The following is a 25,168-nucleotide window of genomic DNA, read 5'->3' as shown; positions in this document are numbered from 1 at the left end:
CCCAATCCAAGAAGGTCTTCATCATACAAGAGCGCCCGGGCGTAGCCGTCACCCTGGCCGGTTCGCTGTGCCGAAAACGTGTCCGGCCGCACGTATAATCGCCGCATGCCTGCAGACGCCCACCGCACCGCCCAGCCCAGCCGCCCGATCCGTCCCCTGCCGGACCAGTTGATCAGCCAGATCGCCGCCGGCGAAGTGGTGGAGCGGCCGGCCTCGGTCGTCAAGGAACTGCTGGAAAACGCACTCGATGCCGGCGCCACGCAGCTTGGCATCCGGCTTGAGGAAGGCGGCGTGCGGCGTATTGTCATCACCGACAATGGCTGCGGCATTCCGGCCGACGAACTGCCCGTCGCCCTGATGCGCCACGCCACCAGCAAGATCGCCTCGCTCGACGAACTGGAGTCCGTGCTGACGCTCGGCTTCCGCGGCGAGGCACTGGCCTCGATCGCGTCCGTCTCCCATCTCGTGCTGACCAGCCGCACGGCCGACGCAGCCCACGCCACGCAGGTCAGCGCAGACACCGGCCACCTGCAACCCGCCTCCGGCGGCGTCGGCACGATGATCGACGTGCAGCACCTGTACTTCAACACGCCGGCGCGCCGAAAGTTCCTGAAATCGGAACAAACCGAGCTGGGCCACTGCCTGGAGATGATCCGGCGAGCGGCCCTGGCGCGGCCTGACGTCACGATTTCCGTCCACCATAATGGCAAGCCGCTCGAGCACTGGAATTCTGGCGACGTCGCCGCACGCACGGCGCAGGTGCTCGGCGGCGATTTCTCCCGCGCCCGGCTGCCGCTGGACGAGGAAGCCGGCACGCTGCATCTGTATGGTTTTGCCGGCCTGCCCACGGCTTCGCGCGGGCGGCCTGACCAGCAATACTTCTTCGTCAACGGCCGCTTCGTGCGCGACAAGTTGCTCACCCATGCCGTGCGCAGCGCGTACCAGGATGTGCTTCACGGCGACCGCTTCCCGTCGTACGTGCTGTGCCTGGACCTGCCGCCCGAAATGGTCGACGTGAACGTGCATCCGTCCAAGATCGAGGTGCGCTTCCGCGAATCGCGCGCGGTGCACCAGTTTGTCTATCACGCGGTGCAACGCTGCCTGGCGCGCCAGGCTGGCGAACAGGGCGACAGCCTGCATACGGACGGCGAGGCGATGGCCGGGGCACGTCCCGCCTTCGACGGCGCGCGCCCCGGCGGTGTGCCTGGCGCCGCCCCGCAATGGATCAACTATTCCGCCGGCCGCCAGACCGAACTCGGCATCGCCCAGCCCCGTCAGGCGTACCTGGGCATGGTGCGCGATGCCACTGGCGACGCCGATGGCGGCACGCGCCCGTGGCAGCCCGCCGCGCGGCCGCCGGCCTGGCTGGCTGACGCGCAGGCCGCCCGTGCCGATCAACCGCCCAGCCTGCTGGACAGTTTGCCGGCGCGCACGGCGTCGCCCTTCAACGATGCCGCCGAAGACGCGAGCGACGCCGACCACCCGCTCGGTTACGCCGTGGCCCAGTTGCATGGCATCTACGTGCTGGCACAGAACGCGCGCGGGCTCGTGCTGGTCGACATGCACGCGGCCCACGAACGCATCCTCTACGAACAGATCAAGACCGCACTCGACGCCCGCGAACTGGCCGTCCAGCCGCTGCTGATCCCGGTCACGCTGCCCGCTAACCCGGTGGAGATCGGCGCGGCCGAGGAGCATCAGGCAACGCTGCAACTGCTCGGCTTCGATATCGCCCCGGTTTCGCCGACTACCCTGGCCGTGCGCGCCATCCCGGCCCTGCTCCGGCAAGCCGACGCCGAGGCGCTGGCCCGCGACGTGCTGCGCGACTTGCAGGCCTACGGCGGCTCGCGCGTGCTGGCCGAGCGCCAGAACGAACTGCTGGCGACACTGGCCTGCCATAGCGCCGTACGCGCCAATCGCAAGCTCACGCTGGAAGAGATGAACGCGCTGCTGCGCCAGATGGAGCAAACCGAGCGTGCGGACCAATGCAACCACGGCCGTCCGACCTGGGTGCAACTGACGGTGGCGGAGCTGGACCGCCTGTTCCTGCGCGGCCAATAAGCGTCGCCAGATAAGGGTCGCAAACAGGCGGCACCGACACGCGCCACCAGCGCGCACGGCTAACAAGCGCTGCCAGCAGGTCCGGCCGGCCAGCGGCGATCCCCAGGCACGGTCAACCACAAGCGTCACGATGTCCCTGCAATCCTCCTCATCCGGTCACCCGCCGGTCGTCTGCCTGCTGGGCCCGACCGCCTCCGGCAAGACGGCCGCCGCGCTGGCGCTGGCCGCGCGCACGCCCGTCGAGATCATCAGCCTGGACTCGGCGCTGGTCTATCGCGAGATGGACATTGGCACCGCCAAGCCGACGGCGGCCGAACTGGCCAGCGTGCCCCACCATCTGATCGACATCATCGATCCGGCCGACAGCTATTCGGCGGCACAATTCGTGACCGATGCGGAGCGGCTGATCGTGGAGATCCGCACCCGGGGCCGCACGCCGCTGATCGTCGGTGGCACGATGCTGTACTACAAGGCGCTGACGCAGGGCCTGAACGACCTGCCGCAGGCGGATGCGACGGTGCGCGCGGAATTCGATGCGCTGGCGGCCGAGCGCGGCTGGCCGGCATTGCACGCGATGCTGGCCGGGGTCGATCCCGTGACGGCGGCACGGCTGGCGCCCAACGATGCGCAGCGTATCCAGCGCGCGCTGGAAATCCACCGCCTGACCGGCCAGCCGATGTCCGCCCTGCTCGCCCGCCAGGCCGACGCCCGCACGTTCACCGGTGCCGCGGACGCGCGCTTCCGCGTGATCGCGCTGGAGCCTTCGGATCGCGCGGTGCTGCACGCCCGTATCGCCGACCGCTTCGATGCCATGCTGTCCGGCGGCCTGATCGGGGAAGTGGAACGCCTGCGCGCGCGCGGCGACCTGAATCCGGGCCTGCCGTCGATTCGCTGCGTGGGCTATCGGCAAGTGTGGGAATACCTCGATGGCGATTGTGACTACGCCACGATGCGCGAGCGCGGCATTGCGGCAACCCGCCAGCTCTGCAAGCGGCAGTTGACCTGGCTGCGCAGCACGCCCGAGCGGCTGGCCGTGGACTGCCTGGCGCCCGACTACGTCGCGCAGGTCGCGCGCGCCGCGGGATGGTGACGACCCACGCTGTAACGGCGCGCGATGGTGAGCGCGCCTGATGGTGAGCATGCGAGGCATCGACGATAATCGTCGTTCCGACTGATCCCCGCATTGCCCCATGACCGCTACTGCCTTCACGATCCGCCCCGCCACGCCGGCCGACAGCGAGACGCTGTTCCGCCTGATCCATGCATTGGCCGAGTACGAAAAGCTGACGCACCTGGTGGAAGCCACGCCGCAGAAAATCGGCGACGCACTGTTTGGCCCGCGCCCGCATGCCGAGGCCGTGCTCGTGGAAGTGGACGCCGACGGCGGCAAGCAGGCCGTTGGCTTTGCCCTCTTCTTCCACAATTTCTCAACGTTCCTGGCCAAGCCGGGGCTGTACCTTGAAGACCTGTTCGTCGATCCCGCCTGGCGCGGCCATGGGCTGGGCAAGGCGCTGCTCCGGCATCTGGCGGCGATTGCCGTGGAACGTGGCTGTGGCCGCTTTGAATGGTCAGTGCTGGACTGGAACCAGCCGTCGATCGATTTCTACCGGGCGATGGGTGCCGACGTGATGCCTGACTGGCGCATCTGCCGGGTCACCGGCGACGCGCTGGCGAAACTGGGCCGGCCAGATTAAGCCGACGTCGCGCCAATAAAAAAACGCCCGATGCATGACATCGGGCGTTCTCTTTTGTCGGCGCGGACCGCGCGTGACGCACCGCCGATCCATGCTCAGGCCATCAGACCACCACAGTCTGCGCCTGGCCTTCCTCGCGTTCCTTGATCTCGCCGATCTGCCACACGGCCTCGCCGGCCGCTTGCAGGTGGCGAATCGCGCGTTCGGCGTCTTCCTTGGCCACGATCACGACCATGCCGATGCCGCAGTTGAACACGCGGTGCATCTCGGCATCGGCCACACGGCCTTGCGCCTGCAGCCACTGGAACAGCGGCGGCAGCGTCCAGGCGTCCTGGCGGATCACGGCGGTGACGTTGTCGGCCAGCACGCGCGGCACGTTCTCGGTCAGGCCGCCGCCGGTGATGTGGGCCATGCCCTTGACCGGCAGGGTCTCGATCAGCGACAGCAGCGGCTTCACGTAGATCCGGGTCGGCGCCATGATGGCGTCCTGCAGGCGCTGGCCGTGGAAATCGGCGTTCAGGTCGGGCTTGGCGACCTCGATGATCTTGCGCACCAGCGAATAGCCATTGGAGTGGGCGCCCGACGAGGCCAGGCCCAGCACCACGTCGCCCGGGACGATCGTGCTGCCATCGATGATCTTGCGCTTTTCCACCGCACCGACCGCAAAGCCGGCCAGGTCGTACTCGCCGTCCGGGTACATGCTCGGCATTTCGGCGGTCTCGCCGCCGATCAGCGCGCAGCCGGCCAGTTCGCAACCGCGAGCGATGCCCTGGATCACGGTGGCGGCGGTGTCCACGTCCAGCTTGCCGCAAGCGAAGTAGTCGAGGAAGAACAGCGGCTCGGCACCCTGCACCAGGATGTCGTTGACGCTCATGGCCACCAGGTCCTGGCCCACGGTGTCGTGGCGGTTCAGCTGGAAGGCCAGCTTGAGCTTGGTGCCCACGCCGTCCGTGCCGGACACCAGAACCGGTTCCTGGTACTTCTTCGACAGTTCGAACAGCGCGCCAAACCCGCCGATACCGGCCATCACGCCCTCGCGCATGGTGCGCTTGGCAAACGGCTTGATGCGGTCGACCAGCGCGTCGCCGGCATCGATGTCAACACCGGCGTCGCGGTAGGAAAGGCCTGCCTGGCCGGCGGTCGGGGATGCGCTCATGAGATCCTGCTTGTCTTTGAGGAGGTAAAGTGTGGTATCCGGCGCTCGACGATGGCACCTTGGGCGCGAACCGGGGCGGCATACATCGATGTAAGCCGCCGGATCGGGCGCGGAGTGCGGGCGCGAGTCCAGTAGAATCGCAATTTTAACGGATACAGGCTCCCGGCTACCAGTTTTGCGGCCATTCCCTGCCAGCGGACCGCCAACTGCCCGCCCCGGACCCTATCGATGAACGCCCCCCTGCTCTCGCAAGATTCCAAACGTATCCTGCTCTGGATCGTCGTGGCCGCGGGCCTGTTCGCCACCATCGTGGCGCTGGCGCCCGTGCTCACGCCGTTCCTGTTCGCCTTTATCTTCGCGTACATCCTCACGCCCGGCGTGGATTGGCTGCAGCGCCACCGCGTGCCGCGCGCCATCGGCGTGGCGCTGATGATCGGGCTGCTGGCGGTGATCCTGGTGTTGCTGGTGCTGCTGCTGATTGCCGTGCTCCAGCGCGAAATTCCGCAGGTGCGCGAGCAATTGCCGATCCTGTTGCAGAAGCTCAACAAACTGGTGGCCCCGCGCTTGGCGGAGCTTGGTGTGCGCGTGCGCTTTGACTTTCCAGGCCTGCGCAACATGCTGCAGGACCGCTTTGCGGCCAGCCCGGAAGACCTGCTGCAGGTGTTGCTGGCCTACGCCAAGGTCTCCGGCTCGGCGCTGATCAGCGTCGCCGGGATGCTGTTCATCATCCCCATCGTCATGTTCTACCTGATGATGGACTGGCACATGGTCATGCGGCGCATCGAGCGCCTGGTGCCGCGCCGCTGGGTGCCGAAGGTGCGCGAGCTGTCCAACGAGACCGATGCGCTGCTGTCGCAATACCTGCGCGGCCAGATCCTGGTGATGGTGATCCTGGCGGCGCTTTACGCAATCGGCCTGACCATCGCCGGATTCGAAGTGGGCGTGCCGGTGGGCGTGTTCACCGGGCTGGCCGTGTTCATCCCCTACATTGGCTTCGGGCTGGGCTTGGCGCTGGCGATCCTGGCCGCGCTGCTGCAGTTCGGCAACTGGTACGGGCTCGGTGCCGTTGCGGTGGTATACGGCATCGGCCAGTTCGTGGAAAGCTTCTACCTGACGCCGCGCCTGGTCGGCGAGCGCATCGGGCTGCACCCGCTGGTGGTGATCTTTGCCCTGCTGGCGTTCGGGCAGCTGTTTGGCTTCTTCGGGGTGCTGCTGGCGCTGCCGACCTGCGCCGTACTGCTGGTCGGCGCCCGTCAGGTGCGGCGCGTTTATATGGCCAGCGATCTGTATCGAAATTGAGGCGTGCCTCGCGCAAGTAACGAATCCGTCATGTCATCGCGTCAAAAGCAGCTCTCTCTCGAACTTGGCAGCCCGCCGCCGTCCACGTTCGAGAATTTCTATGTGGCCGCCAACCGCGAGCCGGTGCAGCGCCTGCGCGAACTGCCGGGCCTGATCGCGCAGGAGCACGCCACCGACCGGCTGATCTACCTGTGGGGCGAGGTCGGCTCCGGCCGCACTCACCTGCTGCATGCGGTCTGTGACGCGGCGCTGCATACCGGCCTGAACTGCCGCTACCTGAGCCCGCACCACGCGCTGTCCGATTTCATTTTCGACCCTTCCTGTCAGCTTTACACCGTCGACGACGTGGAATTGCTGGACGAGGCGCGCCAGATCGCGGTGTTCTCGCTGTACAACGAAGTCCGCGCGCACGTCCGGACCGCCCTTGTCGTGGCGGGCGGCCTGGCGCCGCGCGCCATGCCCGTGCGTGAAGATCTGCGCACACGACTGGGCTGGGGCCTGGTCTACCAGGTCGCGTCCCTGTCCGACGACGACAAGGTGGCGGCGCTGCTACAGGCCGCGCGCGAGCGCGGGCTGCAGTTGTCGCCCGAAATCCCGCATTGGCTGGTGACGCGCCACTACCGCGACATGCCGAGCCTGATGGCCTTGCTCGATGCCCTGGACACCTATTCGCTGGAGCGCAAGCGTGCCGTCACGCTGCCGCTGCTGCGCGAGATGTTCGCCGAATTCCGGGAATAAGCGTCTGCCCCCTGATACCCGCATTTGCGCCTGATGCTGGCAAAAAACCCGCTCCACGTGCGCCCGGGCCCCTTTATCGGCCCTGGCCGCCCGGACCGCCCCCTGAACGTCATGTAAAATCGCCGCCCATGAATCTGGCACTGTTTGACCTCGACCACACCCTGATCCCCACCGACAGCGACCACGAATGGGGCCGCTTCCTGGTCCGCATGGGCGTTGTCGACGAGGAATCCTATCGCCGCAAGAACGACGAGTTCTATGGCCAATACAAGGCGGGCACCCTGGATATCCAGGCGTTCCTGCGCTTTGCGCTGGCGCCGCTGGCAGCCAATCCTCGCGATCGCCTGGACGAGTGGCGCAGCCGCTTCATGCGTGAGGTTATCGACCCCGTCATCACCCCGCAGGCCCGGGCACTGGTCTACAAGCACCTGGAAGCCGGCGACCTGTGCGCGGTGGTCACCGCCACCAACAGCTTTGTCACGGCGCCGATCGCGCAGGCCTTCGGCATCAAGCACCTGATCGCCACGGAGCCCGCCACGCTGGACGGCAAGGCCGAGAGCGCCTTCACGGGCGAGGTCTTCGGCGTGCCGAGCTTCCGCGAGGGCAAGATCACCCGCGTGGAGAGCTGGCTCAAGAGCCTGGGCACCAAGTGGGAAGACTTCGGGACCACGACGTTCTACAGCGATTCCGCCAACGACCTGCCGCTGCTGGAAAAGGTCAGCGAGCCGATCGCCGCCAACCCCGACGACCGCCTGCGCCACCATGCGGCCGCGGCCGGCTGGCGCATCATGGACCTGTTCTGACGTGATCAAGAAGCTCATCAACCGGCTGCTCGGCAAACCTGGCCCGAAGCAGCGTCGCACCGGGCGCGCGCATGCGCCGCGCATCGTCGGCGTGGACGAACACCAGATCGACCCCACGCTGATCTCGCGCAACGCCGTCAAGGTCACCTCCACGCTGCAGCAGGCCGGCTTCCAGGCCTTCATCGTGGGCGGCGCCGTGCGCGACCTGCTGGTAGGCATCAAGCCCAAGGACTTCGACGTGGCGACCAACGCCACGCCCGACCAGGTGCAGGCGCTGTTCCGCCGCTCGCGCATCATCGGCCGGCGCTTCCAGATCGTGCACGTGACGTTCTACGGTGGGCGGGAGCAGGAGATCATCGAGGTCTCCACGTTCCGCGCACTGGTCGACGCGATCGCCAGCGAGACGCTGCCCGAGGGCCGCCGCCTGAAGCGCGCCGAACTCGACACCAAGACCCATGCGATCGACGCCAGCGGCCGCGTGCTGCGCGACAACGTGTGGGGATCGCAGGCGGAAGACGCGGAGCGCCGCGACTTCACCATCAACGCGATGTACTACGATCCGGCCGCGCAAACCGTGCATGACTACCATCACGGCATGGAAGACATCCGCGCGCGCACGCTGCGCATGATCGGCGACCCGCTCACGCGCTACCGTGAAGATCCGGTGCGGATGCTGCGCGTGGTGCGCTTCGCAGCCAAGACCGGTTTCTCGATCGACGAGGCCACGCGCGAGCCCATCGCCGGGCTGGCCACGCTGATCCACAACGTGCCAAGCGCGCGTCTGTTCGACGAAATGCTCAAGCTGCTGATGTCCGGCCACGCCTGGGCATCGCTGCAGGAACTGCGCAAGGCGGGCCTGCACAAGGGCCTGCTGCCGCTGCTCGACGTGGCGCTGGAACAGCCGATGGGCCAGCGCTTCGTGCAACTGGCGCTGGACAACACCGACCGCCGCGTGCAGGCCGGCAAGCCGGTTTCGCCCGGCTTCCTGTTTGCGGCGTTGCTGTGGCACCACGTGCTGCAACGCTGGAACAAGCAGCGCGACGAAGGCGAGCATCCGATCGCCGCGCTCAATACCGCCATGGACATGGTGCTGGAAAAGCAGACTGGCCAGCTGGCCATCCAGCGCCGCTTTGTGACCGACATGCGTGACATCTGGGGCATGCAGCCGCGCTTCGAGAAGCGCGTGGGCCGCATGCCATTCCGCCTGCTGGAATCGCCCCGCTTCCGCGCCGGCTACGACTTCCTGCAACTGCGCTGCGAATCCGGCGAACAACCGGCCGAACTGGGCCAGTGGTGGACCGATTTCCAGAATGCGCCGCCCGAGGAGCGTGAGGACCTGATCGACGCCGTTCGCCAGACACGCGGCAAGGGCGGCCCGGAGGGCCAGGGCGGGCCCGATGGCGAGGGCCCGGCGCGCAAGAAGCGCCGTCGGCGCAGTCCGCGGAAATCAGATAAAGTTTCTTCCCGGGGCGACACGGACGCGGCAGGAGGGGGTCAGGCCGCAGACCAGTCCGGCCGCGCCCAGCCGGAGGAATAACATGACACTGGCCTACATCGGTATCGGCGCCAATCTTGGCGACGCCCGCCAGGCTTTGAAGGATGCCATCGTGTGCCTGGCCCAGCAGGTGGGCGTCACGGTGGCCGCCAAGTCTTCGTTCTATCGCACCGCGCCGGTCGACGCCACTGGCGGGGACTACTTCAATGCCGTCGTCAGGATCGAGACGTCCTTCACGGCATTGCAGTTGCTGCGCATCTGTCACCACATCGAAGACCAGTTCGGCCGCGAGCGCCCGTTCCGCAACGCACCGCGCACGCTGGACCTGGACCTGCTGCTCTTCGGCGCGGAAACCATCAATACCGAGCACCTCACGGTGCCGCATCCCCGCATCACCGAACGCGCATTCGTGCTCGTGCCGCTGATCGAACTCGATGCCAACCTCGCCATCCCGGGCCGCGGCCCCGCCGCCAGTTTCCTGGCCGGCGTGCAGGACCAGCGCATCGAGAAATTCTCCTCATGCAAGTGTTCGCGCCTGCAGGAAGGCGGCACCCAGGCATGATGGCAACGCGCCACGCCTGACCCATGCTCGATCATCTGCGCCGCATCGTCGTCGAAGGCCCTGTCGGCTCGGGCAAGAGCGCGCTGGCCCAACGGCTCGCACAATACCTGCACGCGGGCGAACTGCCCGACGGCGCGCGCCACAACCCCTTCCTCGAACGCTTCTACCGCGAGCCGCAGCGCTATGCCCTGCCGATGCAGCTGGCCTGCCTCAACCAGCGCGCCACGCAGTTGGCGCAGTGGCACGCCGCGTTGCTGGCCAGCCAGCGCATGGTCACCAACTTCCTCTACGCGCGCGATCGCCTGTACGCCTCGCTGACGCTCGAGGAAGACGAACTCGCCCTCTACGATGCGCTCGTCGCCCGCATGCAGCTGCCCGCCCAGCGCGTGGACCTGGTCATCATGCTGCAGGCCACGCCCTCGCTGCTGCGCGAACGCATCGCGCGCCGCGGCCTGGCGGGCGAAGCCAATATCGACGAGCACTACCTGCAGCGCCTGACGGAAGCGTACGGCGAACTGTTCCATCGCTACGACGACGCACCGGTGCTGATCGTGGACACGGCACGTTTCAATCCGGTGGACAACGACGGCGATTTCCGTACACTACTGTCGCGCATCGAGAACATGCGGGGCCGCAAGGCCTTCCTGAATCTCGCGGCGCCCTGACCGCCTCAGGCCCAGGCAGCACAACACGATAACGACAGCGGTCGCCGCCGGAACCGATTCCGGGAGGCCACCGCCGGCCGCACCGCCGCGCCCGGCCTTCTTCCGGCGTCCTGATGCCGATGAATGCCACGCGCAGCACGGCCGTCACATCCACGGGCACTGCCATGAGTTACCTCCTCGATCCCTCCCGCAAGACCGTCACCATTCCCAAACTGCAGGCCATGCGCGCCGCCGACGAGAAAATCGTCATGCTGACCGCGTACGACTCCAGCTTCGCCGCGTTGCTCGACTACTGCGGCGTGGAAGTCATCCTGGTCGGCGATTCGCTCGGCAACGTGATGCAGGGCCAGCAGACCACGCTGCCGGTGACGCTGGACCATATGGTCTATCACACCGAATGCGTGGCGCGCGGCAACCAGACCGCGCTGCTGGTATCGGACCTGCCCTTTGGCACCTACCCGACCCCAGAGCGCGCATTCGAGAGCGCCGCGGCGCTGATGCGCGCCGGCGCGCAGATGGTCAAGCTGGAAGGCGGCGACTGGCTGGCCCCGACCGTGAAATTCCTGGTGGAGCGCAGCATCCCGGTGTGCGCCCACATCGGCCTGACTCCGCAGTCCGTGCACGCGCTGGGCGGCTTCAAGGTCCAGGGCAAGACCGACGAGGGCGCGGCCCAGCTCAAGCGTGATGCGCTGGCGCTGCAGGCCGCGGGCGCGCAACTGATCGTGATGGAGGCGGTGCCGGCCACGCTGGCCGCCGAGGTGACGGCCCAGCTGACGATCCCGACCATCGGCATCGGCGCGGGTGTGGAATGCTCCGGCCAGGTACTGGTGCTGCAGGACATGATCAACATCTACCCGGGCCGCAAGGCCAAGTTCGTGCGCAACTTCATGGAGGGCCAGACCTCGGTCGAAGCGGCCGTGCGCGCTTATGTGGCCGCGGTGAAGGACCGCAGCTTCCCGGCGGCGGAACACACGTTCTCGGCCTGAGCGCCACGTGGAGATCGGCACCGCGACGCTCGCCGCTTTCCGCCTGCTGGCCAGTGGCGACGGCGCGCTGTGGTTCATCGTCTGGACCTCGCTGATGGTGGCCGTGTCGGGCCTCGCACTGGCCACCGTGCCGGCCATCGGCGCCGCGTACCTGGTTGCCACGCATCAGTTCCCGGGCCGGCGCGCGGTGGTGGTGGTGGCGCAGGCCACCCTCTCGTTTCCGACCGTGCTGGTCGGACTGGTTCTCTACCTGCTGTTCACGCGCCAGGGGCCGCTGGGCGGCTTTGGCCTGCTGTTCACGCCGGCGGGCATGGTGCTCGGGCAGGCCGTGATTGCGTTTCCGGTGATTCTGGCGTTCTCGCTTTCCGCGCTGCAGGCCGCCGACCCGCGTCTGCGGGAAACCGCATGGGTGCTGGGTGCAAGCCGCTGGCGCACCTTCCTGACCGTGCTGCGTGAGTTGCGATTTGGTCTGATGGCGGCCGTGGTGGCCGGTTTCGGTCGCGTGATCGCCGAAGTGGGCTCCGCGCTGATGATCGGCGGCAATATCGAAGGCTCCACGCGCACGATCACCACCGCCATCGCGCTGGAAACCAGCAAGGGCGAGTTCGCGCAAGGCATTGCGCTGGGCATCGTGCTGGTGGGACTGGCATTGATCGTCAACGTGCTGATGGCGTGGCTGCAAGGCGCCGGAGGATTCCGCCGATGAGCGAATCCACTCATGCGCCGCTCCTGACGGTGCGCGGGCTGACGCGGCGCGTCGGCACGCGGCACCTGTTCGACATTGCCGAGCTGGTATTCCGGCGTGCGACGGCGGTAGCGCTGACCGGCGTCAATGGCGCAGGCAAATCCACATTGCTGCGCATGATCGCGGGGCTGGAGCCCGCGCCGGGTGCCACGGTGACGTGGACCGAAGCCGATGGCACGCCGCGCACGACACCGCTGACGCCACTGCCGCAGGCGCTGCGCCGGCAGGTCGCCTACATGCACCAGCATCCCTACCTGTTCCGGACCTCGGTTCGGGACAACATCGCCTACGGGCTGCGCGCCCGCGGACTGCCGCACGACGAGATCAACCGCCGCGTGGGCGCCGCGCTGGGCTGGGCCGGCATCGTACACGTGCAGGACACGGCGCCAGACAAGCTGTCGGGAGGCGAGATCCAGCGCGTGGCATTGGCGCGGGCAAAGGTGCTGGAACCCGAGCTGCTGTTGCTCGACGAACCGACGTCGAGCCTCGACGGTCACGCACGCGAACAGGTAATCGCGCTGATCGGCGAACTGGTGGCGGAGGGCCGCTGCGTCGTGATGGTGTGTCACGACCGCGAGCTGATCAACCTGCCCGGCGTGGTGCGATGGAAGCTGGGCGAGGGACAGCTCGATACGAAACACCGCTAGCGGTTGCCGCGCCGGCCGGCGTCCCTCCCCTCAGCGCAACCGTGCCCGCATCGTTCCACGCAAGGCATTGGCGATCACGATCGCCCCGGCACGCCGCACCATCTCGCGCGTCACCACGCCTTCCTCGACTGGCCCGTCGATCAACGCGTCGCCTGCCTCCAGCACGACCGCCCGCATCACGCCCGGCAGGATGTCCGCCGATAGCGGCGGCGTCAGCCATCGGCCATCCACCTTGAGGAACACGGAGCTGCGTCCGCCTTCCAGCAATTCGTCGCGCGTGTTGAAGAACAGGCAATCGAAGCCGCCCGCGCGCTCGGCCGCCTGCCAGCCTGCGTCGAACGTCGCACGGGCGCTGGTCTTGTGGCGGCGCATCGGGTCGGCGTCGGGCAACGGGATGTCGGCCAGATCCAGCGTGACAATCGTCTCCGCCAGCGGCACCAGCGCACCGCTCGCAAACGCCAATGTGCCCGCCTTGTTCACGCTCATGCGCAAGCGCCAGTCGCCATCCCCCAGTCGCGCCGCCTCGGCCTGCAGGGCCGCCCGTGTGGCGGGCAGGTCGAGCGCATAGCCGAACGTCGCCGCCGAATGCCCGAGCCGCGAGAGGTGGCGCTCGCGATGCAGTACGACGCCATCGTGCGCGTGCATGGTCTCGAACAATGTGAAACCGGGATCGTGGCCAGTGAGGAAGCGGGCCTTCCAGCCGCACTCCGCATATTCGTCGTCGGCCACGCTGTCATGAACGATGCCGCCGCCCACGCCCATCTCGCCCCGACGCAGCCCATCGTGGCCGCGCGGGCCAAGGACCAGCGTGCGGATCGCCACGGACATCCCGAACGCACCACAACCGCCGGGCGTGACTGGCGCGTCCATCCAGCCGATGGCCCCCGTATAGAGTCCGCGTGGAGACGACTCCAGCTCGGCAATGATCTGCATGGTGCGGCGCTTCGGCGCGCCCGTGATCGATCCACACGGGAACAGCGCGCGCATCAGTGCGCCAAATCCCGTATCGGGCCGCGCGGTGGCCGTCACGGTCGATGTCATTTGCAGCACGCGACCAAACGGCTGCACGACAAAGCGATCCGGCACCGCCACGCTGCCGGGCACGGCGATGCGCCCCAGGTCATTGCGCAACAGGTCGACGATCATCACGTTCTCGGCGCGATTCTTGGCGTCGGCGGCCAGCCTCCGCGCCGCGCGCGCATCCTCCTCCGCATCGCCCGATCGCGGCGCCGTGCCTTTCATCGGCCGGGCCACCAGGTGCCCCGCGCCGTCATGCTCGACAAACAATTCCGGCGACAGCGACAGCACCCAGCCATCGCCCGGCAATTGCGCGAGCACGCCAAACGGCACCGGCTGCGCCGCGCGCAGCGCGGCGTAGAACGCGACGGGGTCCCCGAATGCGGAAAACCGCAGCCGTTGCGTGAAGTTGACCTGGTAGGTATCGCCGGCCTCGATGTAGTCGTGGATACGGGCGATGGCTTCGGCATACGTCTGGCGCGACGTATCGGCCTGCACATCCATCGCCCCCGCGGGTCCCGCCTGGGCGTTCGCGGCCAGCCATGCGGCCACGCCGCCGGTGTCCAGCCGTGCCATATGCCGGAACCAGAGCAGGCGCAGCGCGCCATCGTGGAACGGCAGCGCGTCGCCCACGTGCACGGGCGCGCCGACAATCGCGCCGCCGAACTCATAGGGCGCGAACAGCGTCGCCTGCAAGCCGTCCCGCCAGCCTTGGGCGAGCAGCCCGTCCAGCGCGGCGGGGTCCGTGCCCTGCGGGACGATGTCCTCGCGAACAAGACCGGTGTACAGGCGCGATGCCGCCACGCCGGGCGCGGCGGCGGCATCGTCCAGCAGGACGAACGGAGAGGGAATGAGGGACTGCGGTACCACGAGAGAGAAACGCAGAGGGGAAGACTCTGCAGGATGCGTCGATGCCGCATTATCGCCGCCGCGGGCGAAAAAAAACCGGCCACGTTTGTCACGTAGCCGGTTTCATCGTCCCGCCAGCGGATCGATCCGCTGCCGATGGCCGGTGCGGGATCAGCTGAAGAAGCTCTTCACCTTGTCCAGCCAGGATTGCTCCTGCGGGCTGTGGCGCGATCCGCCCTCGTGCACCGAGCGGTCGAACTGACGCAGCATGTCCTTCTGGGCGTCGGTCAGCTTCACCGGCGTTTCCACGTTCACGTGCACGTAGAGGTCGCCCGGATAGCCCGATCGCACGCCCTTGATGCCCTTGCCGCGCAGGCGGAAGGTCTTGCCGGCCTGCGTGCCTTCCGGCACCGGGAAGCTGGCGCGACCGCCCAGCGTCGGCACCTCGAGATCGCCGCCCAGCGCCGCGGTGGCAAACGAGATCGGCATCTGGCAGTGCAGGTCGTCCCCGTCGCGCTCAAACACCGTGTGCGGCTTGATGTGCACCTCGACATAGAGGTCGCCCGGCGGGCCGCCATTGATGCCCGGTTCGCCGTTGCCGGAGGACCGGATGCGCATGCCTTCGTCGATGCCGGCGGGGATCTTCACCTCCAGCGTCTTCTGCGACTTGAGCTTGCCCTGGCCGTGGCACTTGGTGCACGGCTTGGGAATGAACTTGCCGCTGCCGTGGCACTTCGGGCAGGTCTGCTGCATCGTGAAGAAGCCTTGCGACACGCGCACCTGGCCCACGCCGTTACAGGTCGGGCAGGTTTCCACCGACGATCCCGGCTCGGCGCCGTTGCCGTGGCAGTGTTCGCAGTCGTCCCAGTGCGGCACGCGGATCTGCGCCTCGTGGCCATGCGCGGCCTGCTCCAGCGAGATCTCCATGCTGTAGCGCAGGTCGGCGCCACGGTAGGGCTGCGGACCGTTGCCGCGACGTCCACCGGCCTGCTGGCCGAAGATGTCGCCGAAGATGTCGCCGAACGCCTCGGCGAAGCCGCCCCCGCCAAACCCGCCGCCGCCGAAGCCGCCGGCCATGTTCGGGTCCACGCCGGCGTGGCCATACTGGTCGTAGGCCGCGCGCTTCTCGGTGTCGGAGAGCATCTCGTAGGCCTCCTTGACCTCCTTGAAATGCTCCTCGGCGTCCTTGCTGTCCGGATTGCGGTCCGGGTGATACTTCATCGCGAGCTTGCGATAAGCCTTCTTGATCTCGTCGTCGCTCGCGTTCTTGCCTACCCCGAGCACTTCGTAGTAGTCACGTTTTGCCATGGTGGCTCTTACCTCATTGGCCCGGCGGGCAAGTCCAGCACCCGCCTGGCGATAAGCAAAAAAGCCGAGCGAGGCGTCCGACCGCGGTTTTCACCTTGGATCAGATCACCATCGCCCGGCGTCGGGACGGGGGCGGCGCCGGCATCACCCGCGCCGCCGCCCGCAACCCCGCTTACTTCTTGTCGTTCACTTCCTTGAACTCGGCATCCACGACGTTATCGTCCTGCGGCTGGGCGTGCTGCTGGCCACCCGCGGCGCCCGCACCTGCGGCACCCGCTGCACCGGCCGCGCCGGCTTCACCAGCCTGCGCCTGCATGTCGGCGTAGACCTTCTCGCCCAGCTTCTGGCTGACTTCGGACAGCGCGTTGATCTTGGTCTCGATCTCGGCCTTGTCGCCGCCGCGCACGGCGTCTTCCAGATCCTTGATCGCCACTTCGATCTTTTCCTTCTCGCCGGCTTCCAGCTTGTCGCCGTGCTCGGTCAGCGCCTTGCGCGTCGAGTGCACCAGACCATCCGCCTGGTTGCGGGCGTCTGCCAGCTCGCGGGCGCGCTTGTCTTCCTCGGCATTGGCCTCGGCATCCTTCACCATGCGCTGGATCTCGTCTTCCGACAGACCCGAGTTCGCCTTGATGGTGATGCGGTTTTCCTTGCCGGTGGCCTTGTCCTTGGCGCCCACGTGCAGAATGCCGTTGGCGTCGATGTCGAACGAGACCTCGATCTGCGGCATGCCGCGCGGCGACGGCGGAATGCCTTCCAGGTTGAACTCGCCCAGCAGCTTGTTGCCGGTGGCCATCTCGCGCTCGCCCTGGAAGACCTTGATGGTCACTGCGGGCTGGTTGTCGTCAGCCGTCGAGAACACCTGGGCATGCTTGGTCGGGATGGTCGTGTTCTTGCTGATCATCTTGGTCATCACGCCACCCAGCGTCTCGATGCCCAGCGACAGCGGCGTCACGTCCAGCAGCAGCACGTCGGTGCGGTCGCCCGACAACACGGAACCCTGGATCGCGGCACCCACGGCCACGGCTTCGTCCGGGTTCACGTCCTTGCGCGCTTCCTTGCCGAAGAACTCGCGGACCTGTTCCTGCACCTTGGGCATGCGGGTCATGCCGCCCACCAGGATCACGTCGTCGATCTCGCTGACCTTGACGCCCGCATCCTTGATGGCGGTGCGGCACGGTTCGATCGTGCGGGTGATCAGTTCCTCGACCAGCGCTTCCAGCTTGGCGCGCGTGATCTTCAGGTTCAAGTGCTTCGGACCGGAGGCGTCCGCCGTGATGTACGGCAGGTTGATTTCGGTCTGCTGCGAGCTCGACAGTTCGATCTTGGCCTTTTCGGCGGCTTCCTTCAGGCGTTGCAGCGCCAGCACGTCCTTCGACAGGTCGACGCCCTGGTCCTTCTTGAACTCGCCGATGATGTAGTCGATGATGCGCTGGTCGAAGTCCTCGCCACCGAGGAACGTGTCGCCGTTGGTCGACAGCACTTCGAACTGCTTCTCGCCGTCCACGTCGGCGATCTCGATGATCGAGATGTCGAACGTACCGCCGCCGAGGTCATACACGGCGATCTTGCGGTCGCCCTTCTCGTTCTTGTCCATGCCGAACGCCAGCGCGGCGGCGGTCGGCTCGTTGATGATGCGCTTCACGTCCAGGCCGGCGATGCGGCCCGCGTCCTTGGTCGCCTGGCGCTGCGAGTCGTTGAAGTAAGCCGGCACGGTGATCACGGCCTCGGTCACCGGCTCGCCCAGGTAGTCCTCGGCGGTCTTCTTCATCTTGCGCAGGACTTCGGCAGACACCTGCGGCGGCGCCAGCTTCTGGTCGCGCACACCCACCCATGCGTCGCCGTTGTCGGCCTTGACGATGGAATACGGCATCAGGCCGATGTCCTTCTGGACTTCCTTCTCTTCGAACTTGCGGCCGATCAGGCGCTTCACGGCGTACAGCGTGTTGCGCGGATTCGTGACGGCCTGGCGCTTGGCGGGGGCACCGACCAGGATCTCGCCATCTTCCATGTAGGCGATGATCGAGGGCGTGGTGCGTGCGCCTTCCGAGTTTTCGATGACTTTCGGCGTGTTGCCTTCCAGCACGGACACGCAGCTGTTGGTGGTACCCAAGTCGATACCGATGATCTTACCCATAGTGTTCTCTCCTATTGAGTCCTGCGTCGTGGCAGGGACTGCAATTCAACCTGAGTGCGAAATGTGGCCGGCCGAGGGCTTTTCAAGGGCAGAAATGGCAATTCCGAGTAATTTTCTCGGCTAATCGCCCCCGCAGCCCTCGCCCTCTTAAGTGCCTTTTGAATAACTTACGAGGATTGCCGGGCGCGTTGCCAGAGCACGTCGCTACCGCCGGCGGAGCGGTTCAGCACGCGGGCCAGCACGAACAGCAGGTCGGACAGCCGGTTCAGGTACTGCCGGGGCGCCTCGTTGAGCGCCTCGGTCGCGCCAAGCGCCACCAGCGCCCGCTCGGCCCGCCGGCAGACCGTGCGGCAGATATGGGCCTGGGCTGCGGCGCGGCTGCCGCCGGGCAGGATGAACTCCGCCAGGCGGGGCAGGTTGGCGTTGTAGTGCGCCAGCCAGTCGTCGAGTTGCGCCACCTGTTCCGGCTTCACCAGCGTGTATCCCGGGATGGACAGCTCGCCGCCCAGGTCGAACAGGTCGTGCTGGATATGGAGCAATGCGCCGCGCACGTCCTCCGGCAGGTCCGGCTCGGTCAGCAGCAGACCGATGTGCGAGTTGAGCTCGTCCACGTCACCGATGGCCGCGATCCGCTGGCTGTTCTTGCCGGTGCGGCTGCCATCGCCAAGCCCCGTGGTGCCGGCGTCGCCGGTACGGGTGGCAATCTTGGACAGGCGGTTGCCCATGCCAGTCTCCCTTTGTCGATATCGAAGTGGCGCAATTATGGCGCGCTTCGGCCCCCATGGGGGTGGCTTCCCGGGGCGATGGCCAGCCGCCAGGTGACGCGGGCGGCGTAGAATGGCGGCATTCGTTCCAATGCCAACCGGGTCGCGCGCCAGTCGCCGGCAGGGGCCGGACCGCCGTCCGCCCGCCGCAAACCCGCACGGACCCGCCGGAGACACGCATGAACCACCCCACCCCCGCCGCCGCGCTCACGCGCCGTCCGTTCCCGGCAGCATTGGCCGAAACCCTGTCCGCCCGCTTTGGCGACCGCTTTTCCGTCTCCCCGGGCGTGCGCGAGCACCATGGCCGCGACGAGTCGCCCTTCCCGCCTGCGCTGCCGGATGCTGTGGTGTTTGCCCACTCCACCGAGGAAGTGGCCGGCGTGGCCAGGCTCTGCAACGAATATGGCGTACCCCTGATTGCCTACGGCGCCGGGTCGTCGCTGGAAGGCCACCTGCTGGCCGTGGCCGGCGGCGTCAGCCTGGACCTGTCGCAGATGAACCGCGTGCTGACCGTGCATCCGGAGGACCTGACCGTCACCGTGCAGCCCGGCGTCACCCGCAAGCAGCTGAATCAGGAGATCAAGGACACCGGCCTGTTCTTCCCGATCGATCCGGGCGCCGATGCGTCGCTGGGCGGCATGTGCGCCACGCGCGCGTCCGGCACCAACGCGGTCCGCTACGGCACGATGCGCGAAAACGTGTTGGCGCTGACCGTCGTGACGGCCGATGGCCGCGTCATCCGCACCGGCACCAATGCCCGCAAGTCGTCGGCCGGCTATGACCTGACGCGCCTGTTCGTCGGCAGCGAGGGCACGCTGGGCATCATCACCGAAGTGACCGTGCGCCTGTATCCGCAACCGGAGGCCATCTCCGCCGCGGTCTGCGCGTTTCCTAGCATGGGCAGCGCCGTGCGCGCGACCATCGACACGATCCAGCTGGGCGTGCCCGTGGCGCGCGTGGAATTTGTCGACGCCCTGGCGATCCGGGCGATCAACCGCCATGACAACCTGACCCTGCCGGAAACCCCGCACCTGTTCTTCGAATTCCACGGCACCGAAGCCGGCGTGCGCGAACAGGCCGAGACCGTCCAGCAGATCGCCGCGGAACACGGCGGCCAGGGTTTCGAATGGGCCACGCGGCCCGAGGACCGCAGCCGCCTGTGGAATGCCCGCCATACCGCCTACTTCGCGATGCTGCAGCTCAAGCCGGGCTGCAAGTCCGTGACGACCGATGTCTGCGTGCCGATCTCGCGCCTGGCGGACTGCGTGATGGAAACGGAAGTGGACCTCAACGCGTCGTCGCTGCCCTGCCCGATCGTCGGCCACGTCGGCGACGGCAATTTCCACGTGGCGATCCTCGTCGACCCGGACAAGCCCGAGGAAATGGCCGAGGCCGAGGAGATCAACCGCCGCATCGTGCAGCGCGCGCTGGCGATGGGCGGCACCTGCACGGGCGAGCACGGCGTGGGCCTGCACAAGATGGGCTTCCTCGTGCAGGAACATGGCGAGGATGCGCTGGACCTGATGCGTGCCATCAAGGACGCGCTGGATCCGAACCACATCCTGAATCCCGGCAAGATCTTCAGCGCGGCGCGCTGAGCGGGGACCCGCGCCATGGCATCGGTATTCCACCGCGTCCCGCCGCTGCACCTGCTGATCGCGTTCGAGGCCGCCGCACGGCTCGGCAGCTTCGCGCGGGCGGCGGAAGAGTTGTCGGTGACACCCAGTGCGGTGTCGCACCGCATCAAGAACCTGGAAGAGCTGTGGGGCGATGATCTGTTTGTCCGCTCCAACGCCGCGCTGCGGCTCACGGCAGCGGGCACGCGCTACCAGCGCAATGTGCAGGACGCGCTCAAGTCGCTGAACGAGCTGGCGCGTCCCGAGTACAACAAGCTGCGCACGCGGCTGCGCGTGGCCATTCCGCCAACGTTCGGGCGCCAGCACCTGGTGCCGCGCCTGCCCGAGTTCGGCGCGCTGTATCCGCACATCGACCTGGAGCTGCACCTGGCCGTGCCGTTCCTCGATGTGAAGGCCGAGGACACCGACGTCGAGATCCGCTATGGCACGGGCCGCTACCCGGACCTGAAGACCACCAAGCTGCTGGTGGAGCCCGTCTTTCCGGCCTGCGGCCGCGAATACTACGAACGCGTGGACGGACGCGCCATCGTCAAGCCCGAGGACCTGCACAACCTGGTGCTGCTGCGCAGCCCCCTGGAACCGTGGCGGCCCTGGTTCGAGCACGCGGGACTGGACTGGCCCGAGCCCCAGATCGGCCCCCAGTTCAACGACATCGGCCTGATGCTGGAGGCCATCGTCTCCAACCAGGGCGTGGGGCTGGTGCGCCAGCGCATGGCCCGGCAATGGCTGGCGGCCGGGCAGATGGTGAAGCTGCTCGATGTGGAGTCGGTCTCGCCGCACGGCTACTACATCGTGGAACGCGAACAGGCGCCACTCAAGCCGGAGGCGCGTTACTTCGTCGACTGGCTGCTCGGACTGGACTGGTAGCGTCCGGGCCACTAGGCTGGAACTGGCGCCCGCCACACTGCGGCGCCCGGCATGAGCCATTTTGATCGGCTTGCCATGCCGAATTCACGTGGGCGTAGGCTCCCGTGGCAAGGTGCCTGCGCTATAGTCTGCCGTCCCGGCCGGGCGAGTGAAGTCGTGCGCAGCGGCCGGTCCGTCACAGGAGTTGCCATGAACGCCCCGCAAGACGCCCACACCGTTGCCGGCGATGCCGCCGACAGCCGCCGTGCCACGCTGCTGGCCGGGCTCGCCCGCATACTGCCGGAAGCCGCCGTGCTGTGGAAAGCCGAGGACACGGTTCCCTACGAGTGCGACGGCCTGGCCGCCTACCGCCAGGTGCCCGACGCCGTGGTGCTGCCCGATACCGAGGAGCAAGTCTGCGCGATCCTGCGCCTGTGCCACGAACTGTCCGTGCCCGTGGTGCCGCGCGGGTCGGGCACCAGCCTGTCCGGCGGTGCGATGCCGATTGCCGGCGGCCTGGTGCTCTCGCTGGCCAAGTTCAAGCGAATCATCGCGGTCGATCCGCGCTCGCGCACGGCCGTGGTCCAGCCCGGCGTGCGCAACCTGGCCATCTCCGAGGCGGCCGCGGCATTCAACCTGTACTACGCGCCGGACCCCTCCTCGCAGATCGCCTGCTCGATCGGTGGCAACGTCGCCGAGAATTCCGGCGGCGTGCACTGCCTGAAGTACGGCCTGACCGTTCATAACGTGCTGCGCGTGCGCGCGGTGACGATGGCCGGCGATGTCGTCGTCTTCGGCTCCGAGGCTCCGGACGCGCCGGGCCTGGACCTGCTGGCCACCGTGATCGGCTCCGAGGGCATGCTGGCCGTGGTGACCGAGGTCACCGTCAGGCTGATCCCCAAACCGCAACTGGCACAGGTGATCATGGCCAGCTTCGACGACGTGGAGAAAGGCGGCAATGCCGTGGCCGACGTGATCGCCGCCGGCATCATCCCCGCCGGGCTGGAAATGATGGACCGGCCGGCCACCGTCGCGGTGGAGGAATTCGTCAAGGCCGGCTATGACCTGGACGCCGCCGCGATCCTGCTGTGCGAATCCGATGGCACGCCCGAGGAAGTGGCCGAGGAAATCGAACGCATGAGCGAGGTGCTGCGCCAGTCCGGCGCCACGCGCATCACGGTGTCGCAAAGCGAGGCCGAACGCCTGCGCTTCTGGAGTGGCCGCAAGAATGCCTTTCCCGCCGCGGGCCGCATCTCGCCCGACTACTACTGCATGGACGGCACGATCCCGCGCAAGCACATCGGCACGCTGCTCAAGCGGATCGAGGAGATGGAGCGCAAGTACGCCCTGCGTTGCATCAACGTCTTTCACGCGGGCGACGGCAACATGCATCCGCTGATCCTGTTCGATGGTGCCGATCAAGACGAATGGCACCGTGCCGAGCTGTTTGGCGCGGACATCCTGGAGTCCTGCGTGGAACTCGGGGGCACCGTCACCGGCGAACACGGCGTGGGCGTGGAAAAGCTCAACTCGATGTGCGTGCAGTTCTCCCCCTCCGAGCGCGAGGCCTTCTTCGGCGTCAAGGCGGCGTTCGACCCCGCCCGGCTGCTCAACCCGGACAAGGCCATTCCCACGCTGGCCCGCTGCGCCGAGTACGGCAAGATGCACATCAAGCGCGGGCTGCTGCCGCACCCGGATTTGCCGCGCTTCTGACCGCGAGCATTGCCAGTGAGCACCCCCATGCGCCACCCACTCCAGGACGAATCCGCCGCCCGCAGGCTCGGTCGACCCGAGTCGGGATGGCGCCGGCGCGGATACACCATCATTTACGAGTCCGACACGCGTGCCGGACGGGCTTTCGACCTGATCGTGCTGGCCGCCATCCTGGCCAGCGTGGGCGTGGTGATCCTCGACAGCGTGCCCTCGATCCACAACAACGCCCGGTACCACATGCTGGTGCTGGAATGGATGTTCACGGTGTTCTTCACGATCGAGTACGTGATGCGCATCGTCGTCGTGAAGCGTCCGCTGCACTACGTATTCAGCTTCTTCGGCATCATCGACTTCATCTCGATCATGCCGACCTGGCTGGCGTTTTTCGTGCCCGAGATGGCCTATCTGATCGACGTGCGCCTGCTGCGCCTGCTGCGGATGTTCCGGATTCTCAAGCTCACGGTTTACTTCGAGGAATCGCAGATGCTGTACCGCGCGCTGGTCGCCAGCCGGCGCAAGATCTTCGTCTTTCTCGGCACGGTGTGGATCATCACGGTGGTCCTCGGCACGATCATGTACGTGGTCGAGGGGCCGCAGCACGGGTTCACCAGCATCCCGGTCAGCATCTACTGGGCGGTGGTCACGCTGACCACGACGGGCTTCGGCGACGTGGTGCCCAAGACGCCGCTGGGGCAGTTCATCACCTCGCTGACCATCCTGCTCGGCTACGGGATCATCGCCTTCCCCACCGGCATCGTCGGCGCGGAGCTGGCGGCCACCCTGTTGCGCAACAAGCCGACCACGCGGCAATGCCCGGAATGCCTGTTCGAAGGGCACGACGTGGACGCGGATTTCTGCAAGCACTGCGGCCATCCGCTGCCACCTCTTCCGCCTGGCCACTAGGCGCCGCGACCCGACTCCCGATAAGACCCCACAAGATCCCCACATGCAAACCATCCTCGACTCCCTGCGCGACACGGTCCGCCAGGCCACGGAATCCCGCACCCCGCTGCGCCTGCGCGGCGGCGGCACCAAGGACTTCTACGGGCAGTCCTTCGACGGCCAGGTGATCGACACGCGGCCCTACGCCGGCATCGTCGACTACGACCCGGCCGAACTGGTGATCACCGCGCGTTGCGGCACGCCGCTGTCGGACATCGAGGCCGCGCTGGCGGAGAAGCACCAGATCCTCGCCTTCGAGCCGCCGCATTTCGGCGCTCCGGGCGCCGCGACCTTCGGCGGCGCGGTGGCAGCGGGATTGTCCGGTCCGCGTCGGCAGTCGGTGGGTGCCCTGCGCGACTTCGTGCTTGGCACCCAGCTGATGGACGGCCACGGCGAGATCATGGACTTCGGCGGCCAGGTCATGAAGAACGTGGCCGGCTACGACGTCTCCCGCCTGCTGGCCGGATCGCTCGGCACGCTGGGCCTGATCCTGGAGGTGTCGCTGAAGGTGCTGCCGGTGCCGTTCGCCGACGCCACGCTGCGCTTCGCCGTGACGCAGGCCGACGCCATCGACCGCCTGAATACCTGGGGCGGGCAACCGTTGCCGATTGCCGCGTCGGCATGGCACGACGGCACGCTGCATGTGCGGCTTTCCGGTGCCACCGCCGCCGTGCGGGCCGCGCGCGAAAAGCTTGGCGGCGATGTCGTCGATGCCGCCGAAGCGCAGGCATTGTGGGCCGCGTTGCGCGAACAGACGCATGCCTTCTTCGCCCCCACGCAGTCGGGCCGCGCGCTGTGGCGCATCGCCGTGCCACCCGTCGCGCCGCCGCTGGACCTGCCTGGCGGGCAGCTTGTGGAATGGGGCGGCGGCCAGCGCTGGTGGCTGGCGCCCGAGGACCATGCCGCGTCGGCCGACAACGTGCGCGCCATCGCCCAGGCCGCGGGTGGCCACGCCACGCTGTTCCGCAACGGCGACAAGTCCGTGGGCGTGTTCACGCCGCTGTCCTCGCCGCTGGCCGCCATCCATCAGCGCCTGAAGGCCACGTTCGATCCCGCGGGCATCTTCAATCCGCAGCGCATGTACACCGGTCTCTGACCCCCTCTCAC

General features: G+C 67.3%; 22 protein-coding genes. 17 read left to right on the top strand and 5 right to left on the bottom strand.

The annotated features are described in order from the left end of the window. The first annotated feature begins 105 nt into the window (after positions 1-105). The 3 genes from mutL to AC1DOX_RS10150 all read left to right on the top strand — a co-directional run bounded on the left by mutL (position 106) and on the right by AC1DOX_RS10150 (position 3,755). The gene (mutL, locus tag AC1DOX_RS10160; RefSeq protein WP_441615723.1) at positions 106-2,061 is read left to right on the top strand and encodes a DNA mismatch repair endonuclease MutL; all 1,956 of its coding nucleotides are present in this window, start codon (positions 106-108) and stop codon (positions 2,059-2,061) included. Between the two features lie 130 nt (positions 2,062-2,191). Then, entirely contained in the window at positions 2,192-3,151 is a 960-nt protein-coding gene (gene miaA / locus AC1DOX_RS10155) for a tRNA (adenosine(37)-N6)-dimethylallyltransferase MiaA (RefSeq protein WP_441615721.1), read from the top strand. Between the two features lie 100 nt (positions 3,152-3,251). After that, positions 3,252-3,755 (top strand): GNAT family N-acetyltransferase, encoded by a 504-nt coding sequence (locus AC1DOX_RS10150; RefSeq protein WP_441615719.1) that lies wholly within the window; start codon positions 3,252-3,254, stop codon positions 3,753-3,755. A 103-nt stretch (positions 3,756-3,858) separates the two neighbouring features. On the opposite strand, the gene purM is transcribed toward AC1DOX_RS10150, so the two are convergent. After that, a complete protein-coding gene (gene purM / locus AC1DOX_RS10145; protein ID WP_092135220.1) occupies positions 3,859-4,911 on the bottom strand; it encodes a phosphoribosylformylglycinamidine cyclo-ligase in 1,053 nt (350 codons plus the stop codon). 228 nt (positions 4,912-5,139) lie between these two features. Here purM and AC1DOX_RS10140 point away from each other — a divergent pair, with 228 nt between their 5' ends. The 9 genes from AC1DOX_RS10140 (at position 5,140) to AC1DOX_RS10100 (ending at position 12,851) form a co-directional block, all read left to right on the top strand. Next, positions 5,140-6,210: an AI-2E family transporter gene (locus AC1DOX_RS10140; RefSeq protein WP_092135221.1), complete on the top strand. Its 1,071-nt coding sequence runs from the start codon at positions 5,140-5,142 to the stop codon at positions 6,208-6,210. A gap of 30 nt (positions 6,211-6,240) precedes the next feature. Then, complete coding sequence (gene hda, locus AC1DOX_RS10135; RefSeq protein WP_092135223.1) at positions 6,241-6,948, top strand: DnaA regulatory inactivator Hda; 708 nt, start codon at positions 6,241-6,243, stop codon at positions 6,946-6,948. A gap of 128 nt (positions 6,949-7,076) precedes the next feature. Next, positions 7,077-7,751 carry a histidinol-phosphatase gene (locus AC1DOX_RS10130; RefSeq protein WP_441615716.1) on the top strand — a complete coding sequence of 225 codons (675 nt, stop codon included), beginning with the start codon at positions 7,077-7,079 and terminating at the stop codon, positions 7,749-7,751. 1 nt (position 7,752) lies between these two features. Then, positions 7,753-9,288: a polynucleotide adenylyltransferase PcnB gene (gene pcnB, locus AC1DOX_RS10125; protein ID WP_092135226.1), complete on the top strand. Its 1,536-nt coding sequence runs from the start codon at positions 7,753-7,755 to the stop codon at positions 9,286-9,288. Between the two features lies 1 nt (position 9,289). Continuing rightward, positions 9,290-9,808 (top strand): 2-amino-4-hydroxy-6-hydroxymethyldihydropteridine diphosphokinase, encoded by a 519-nt coding sequence (gene folK / locus AC1DOX_RS10120; RefSeq protein WP_441615714.1) that lies wholly within the window; start codon positions 9,290-9,292, stop codon positions 9,806-9,808. Positions 9,809-9,831: 23 nt separating this feature from the next. Beyond that, positions 9,832-10,473 carry a deoxynucleoside kinase gene (locus tag AC1DOX_RS10115; RefSeq protein WP_092135229.1) on the top strand — a complete coding sequence of 214 codons (642 nt, stop codon included), beginning with the start codon at positions 9,832-9,834 and terminating at the stop codon, positions 10,471-10,473. 164 nt (positions 10,474-10,637) lie between these two features. Next, the gene (panB, locus tag AC1DOX_RS10110) at positions 10,638-11,459 is read left to right on the top strand and encodes a 3-methyl-2-oxobutanoate hydroxymethyltransferase (protein WP_092135495.1); all 822 of its coding nucleotides are present in this window, start codon (positions 10,638-10,640) and stop codon (positions 11,457-11,459) included. A 7-nt stretch (positions 11,460-11,466) separates the two neighbouring features. Continuing rightward, positions 11,467-12,165: an ABC transporter permease gene (locus AC1DOX_RS10105; protein ID WP_441615711.1), complete on the top strand. Its 699-nt coding sequence runs from the start codon at positions 11,467-11,469 to the stop codon at positions 12,163-12,165. After that, positions 12,162-12,851 carry an ABC transporter ATP-binding protein gene (locus tag AC1DOX_RS10100; RefSeq protein ID WP_441615709.1) on the top strand — a complete coding sequence of 230 codons (690 nt, stop codon included), beginning with the start codon at positions 12,162-12,164 and terminating at the stop codon, positions 12,849-12,851. Before AC1DOX_RS10105 ends, AC1DOX_RS10100 begins: the two co-directional genes overlap by 4 nt. Before the next feature lie 30 nt (positions 12,852-12,881). Here the strand turns inward: AC1DOX_RS10100 and pabB are convergent, their stop codons facing one another. The 4 genes from pabB to AC1DOX_RS10080 form a co-directional block, all read right to left on the bottom strand. Further along, on the bottom strand, positions 12,882-14,738 hold the full coding sequence (gene pabB / locus AC1DOX_RS10095) for an aminodeoxychorismate synthase component I (protein WP_441615707.1): 1,857 nt from the start codon (positions 14,736-14,738) through the stop codon (positions 12,882-12,884). A gap of 150 nt (positions 14,739-14,888) precedes the next feature. Further along, positions 14,889-16,025 (bottom strand): molecular chaperone DnaJ, encoded by a 1,137-nt coding sequence (gene dnaJ / locus AC1DOX_RS10090; protein ID WP_441615705.1) that lies wholly within the window; start codon positions 16,023-16,025, stop codon positions 14,889-14,891. Between the two features lie 172 nt (positions 16,026-16,197). Continuing rightward, positions 16,198-18,159, bottom strand: coding sequence for a molecular chaperone DnaK (gene dnaK, locus AC1DOX_RS10085; RefSeq protein ID WP_092135236.1), 1,962 nt, complete (start codon positions 18,157-18,159; stop codon positions 16,198-16,200). A gap of 167 nt (positions 18,160-18,326) precedes the next feature. Next, positions 18,327-18,884 carry a cob(I)yrinic acid a,c-diamide adenosyltransferase gene (locus tag AC1DOX_RS10080; RefSeq protein WP_092135238.1) on the bottom strand — a complete coding sequence of 186 codons (558 nt, stop codon included), beginning with the start codon at positions 18,882-18,884 and terminating at the stop codon, positions 18,327-18,329. A 218-nt stretch (positions 18,885-19,102) separates the two neighbouring features. Between AC1DOX_RS10080 and AC1DOX_RS10075 the strand changes: the two genes are divergently transcribed. The 5 genes from AC1DOX_RS10075 to glcE all read left to right on the top strand — a co-directional run bounded on the left by AC1DOX_RS10075 (position 19,103) and on the right by glcE (position 25,157). Next, positions 19,103-20,521, top strand: coding sequence for an FAD-binding oxidoreductase (locus AC1DOX_RS10075; protein WP_441615702.1), 1,419 nt, complete (start codon positions 19,103-19,105; stop codon positions 20,519-20,521). Positions 20,522-20,536: 15 nt separating this feature from the next. After that, positions 20,537-21,427, top strand: a complete 891-nt coding sequence (locus AC1DOX_RS10070; RefSeq protein WP_092135240.1) for a LysR substrate-binding domain-containing protein — start codon at positions 20,537-20,539, stop codon at positions 21,425-21,427. A gap of 189 nt (positions 21,428-21,616) precedes the next feature. Next, positions 21,617-23,119, top strand: coding sequence for an FAD-linked oxidase C-terminal domain-containing protein (locus AC1DOX_RS10065; protein WP_441615700.1), 1,503 nt, complete (start codon positions 21,617-21,619; stop codon positions 23,117-23,119). Between the two features lie 27 nt (positions 23,120-23,146). Beyond that, complete coding sequence (locus tag AC1DOX_RS10060) at positions 23,147-24,022, top strand: ion transporter (RefSeq protein ID WP_441615698.1); 876 nt, start codon at positions 23,147-23,149, stop codon at positions 24,020-24,022. 43 nt (positions 24,023-24,065) lie between these two features. Further along, positions 24,066-25,157 (top strand): glycolate oxidase subunit GlcE, encoded by a 1,092-nt coding sequence (glcE, locus tag AC1DOX_RS10055; RefSeq protein ID WP_441615696.1) that lies wholly within the window; start codon positions 24,066-24,068, stop codon positions 25,155-25,157. The last annotated feature ends 11 nt before the right edge of the window (positions 25,158-25,168 follow it).

The sequence above is a fragment of the Cupriavidus sp. 01L415 genome, from assembly GCF_056400065.1.
Note: the sequence above shows the minus strand (reverse complement) of the source record. Positions and strands in the feature narration are given on the sequence as shown.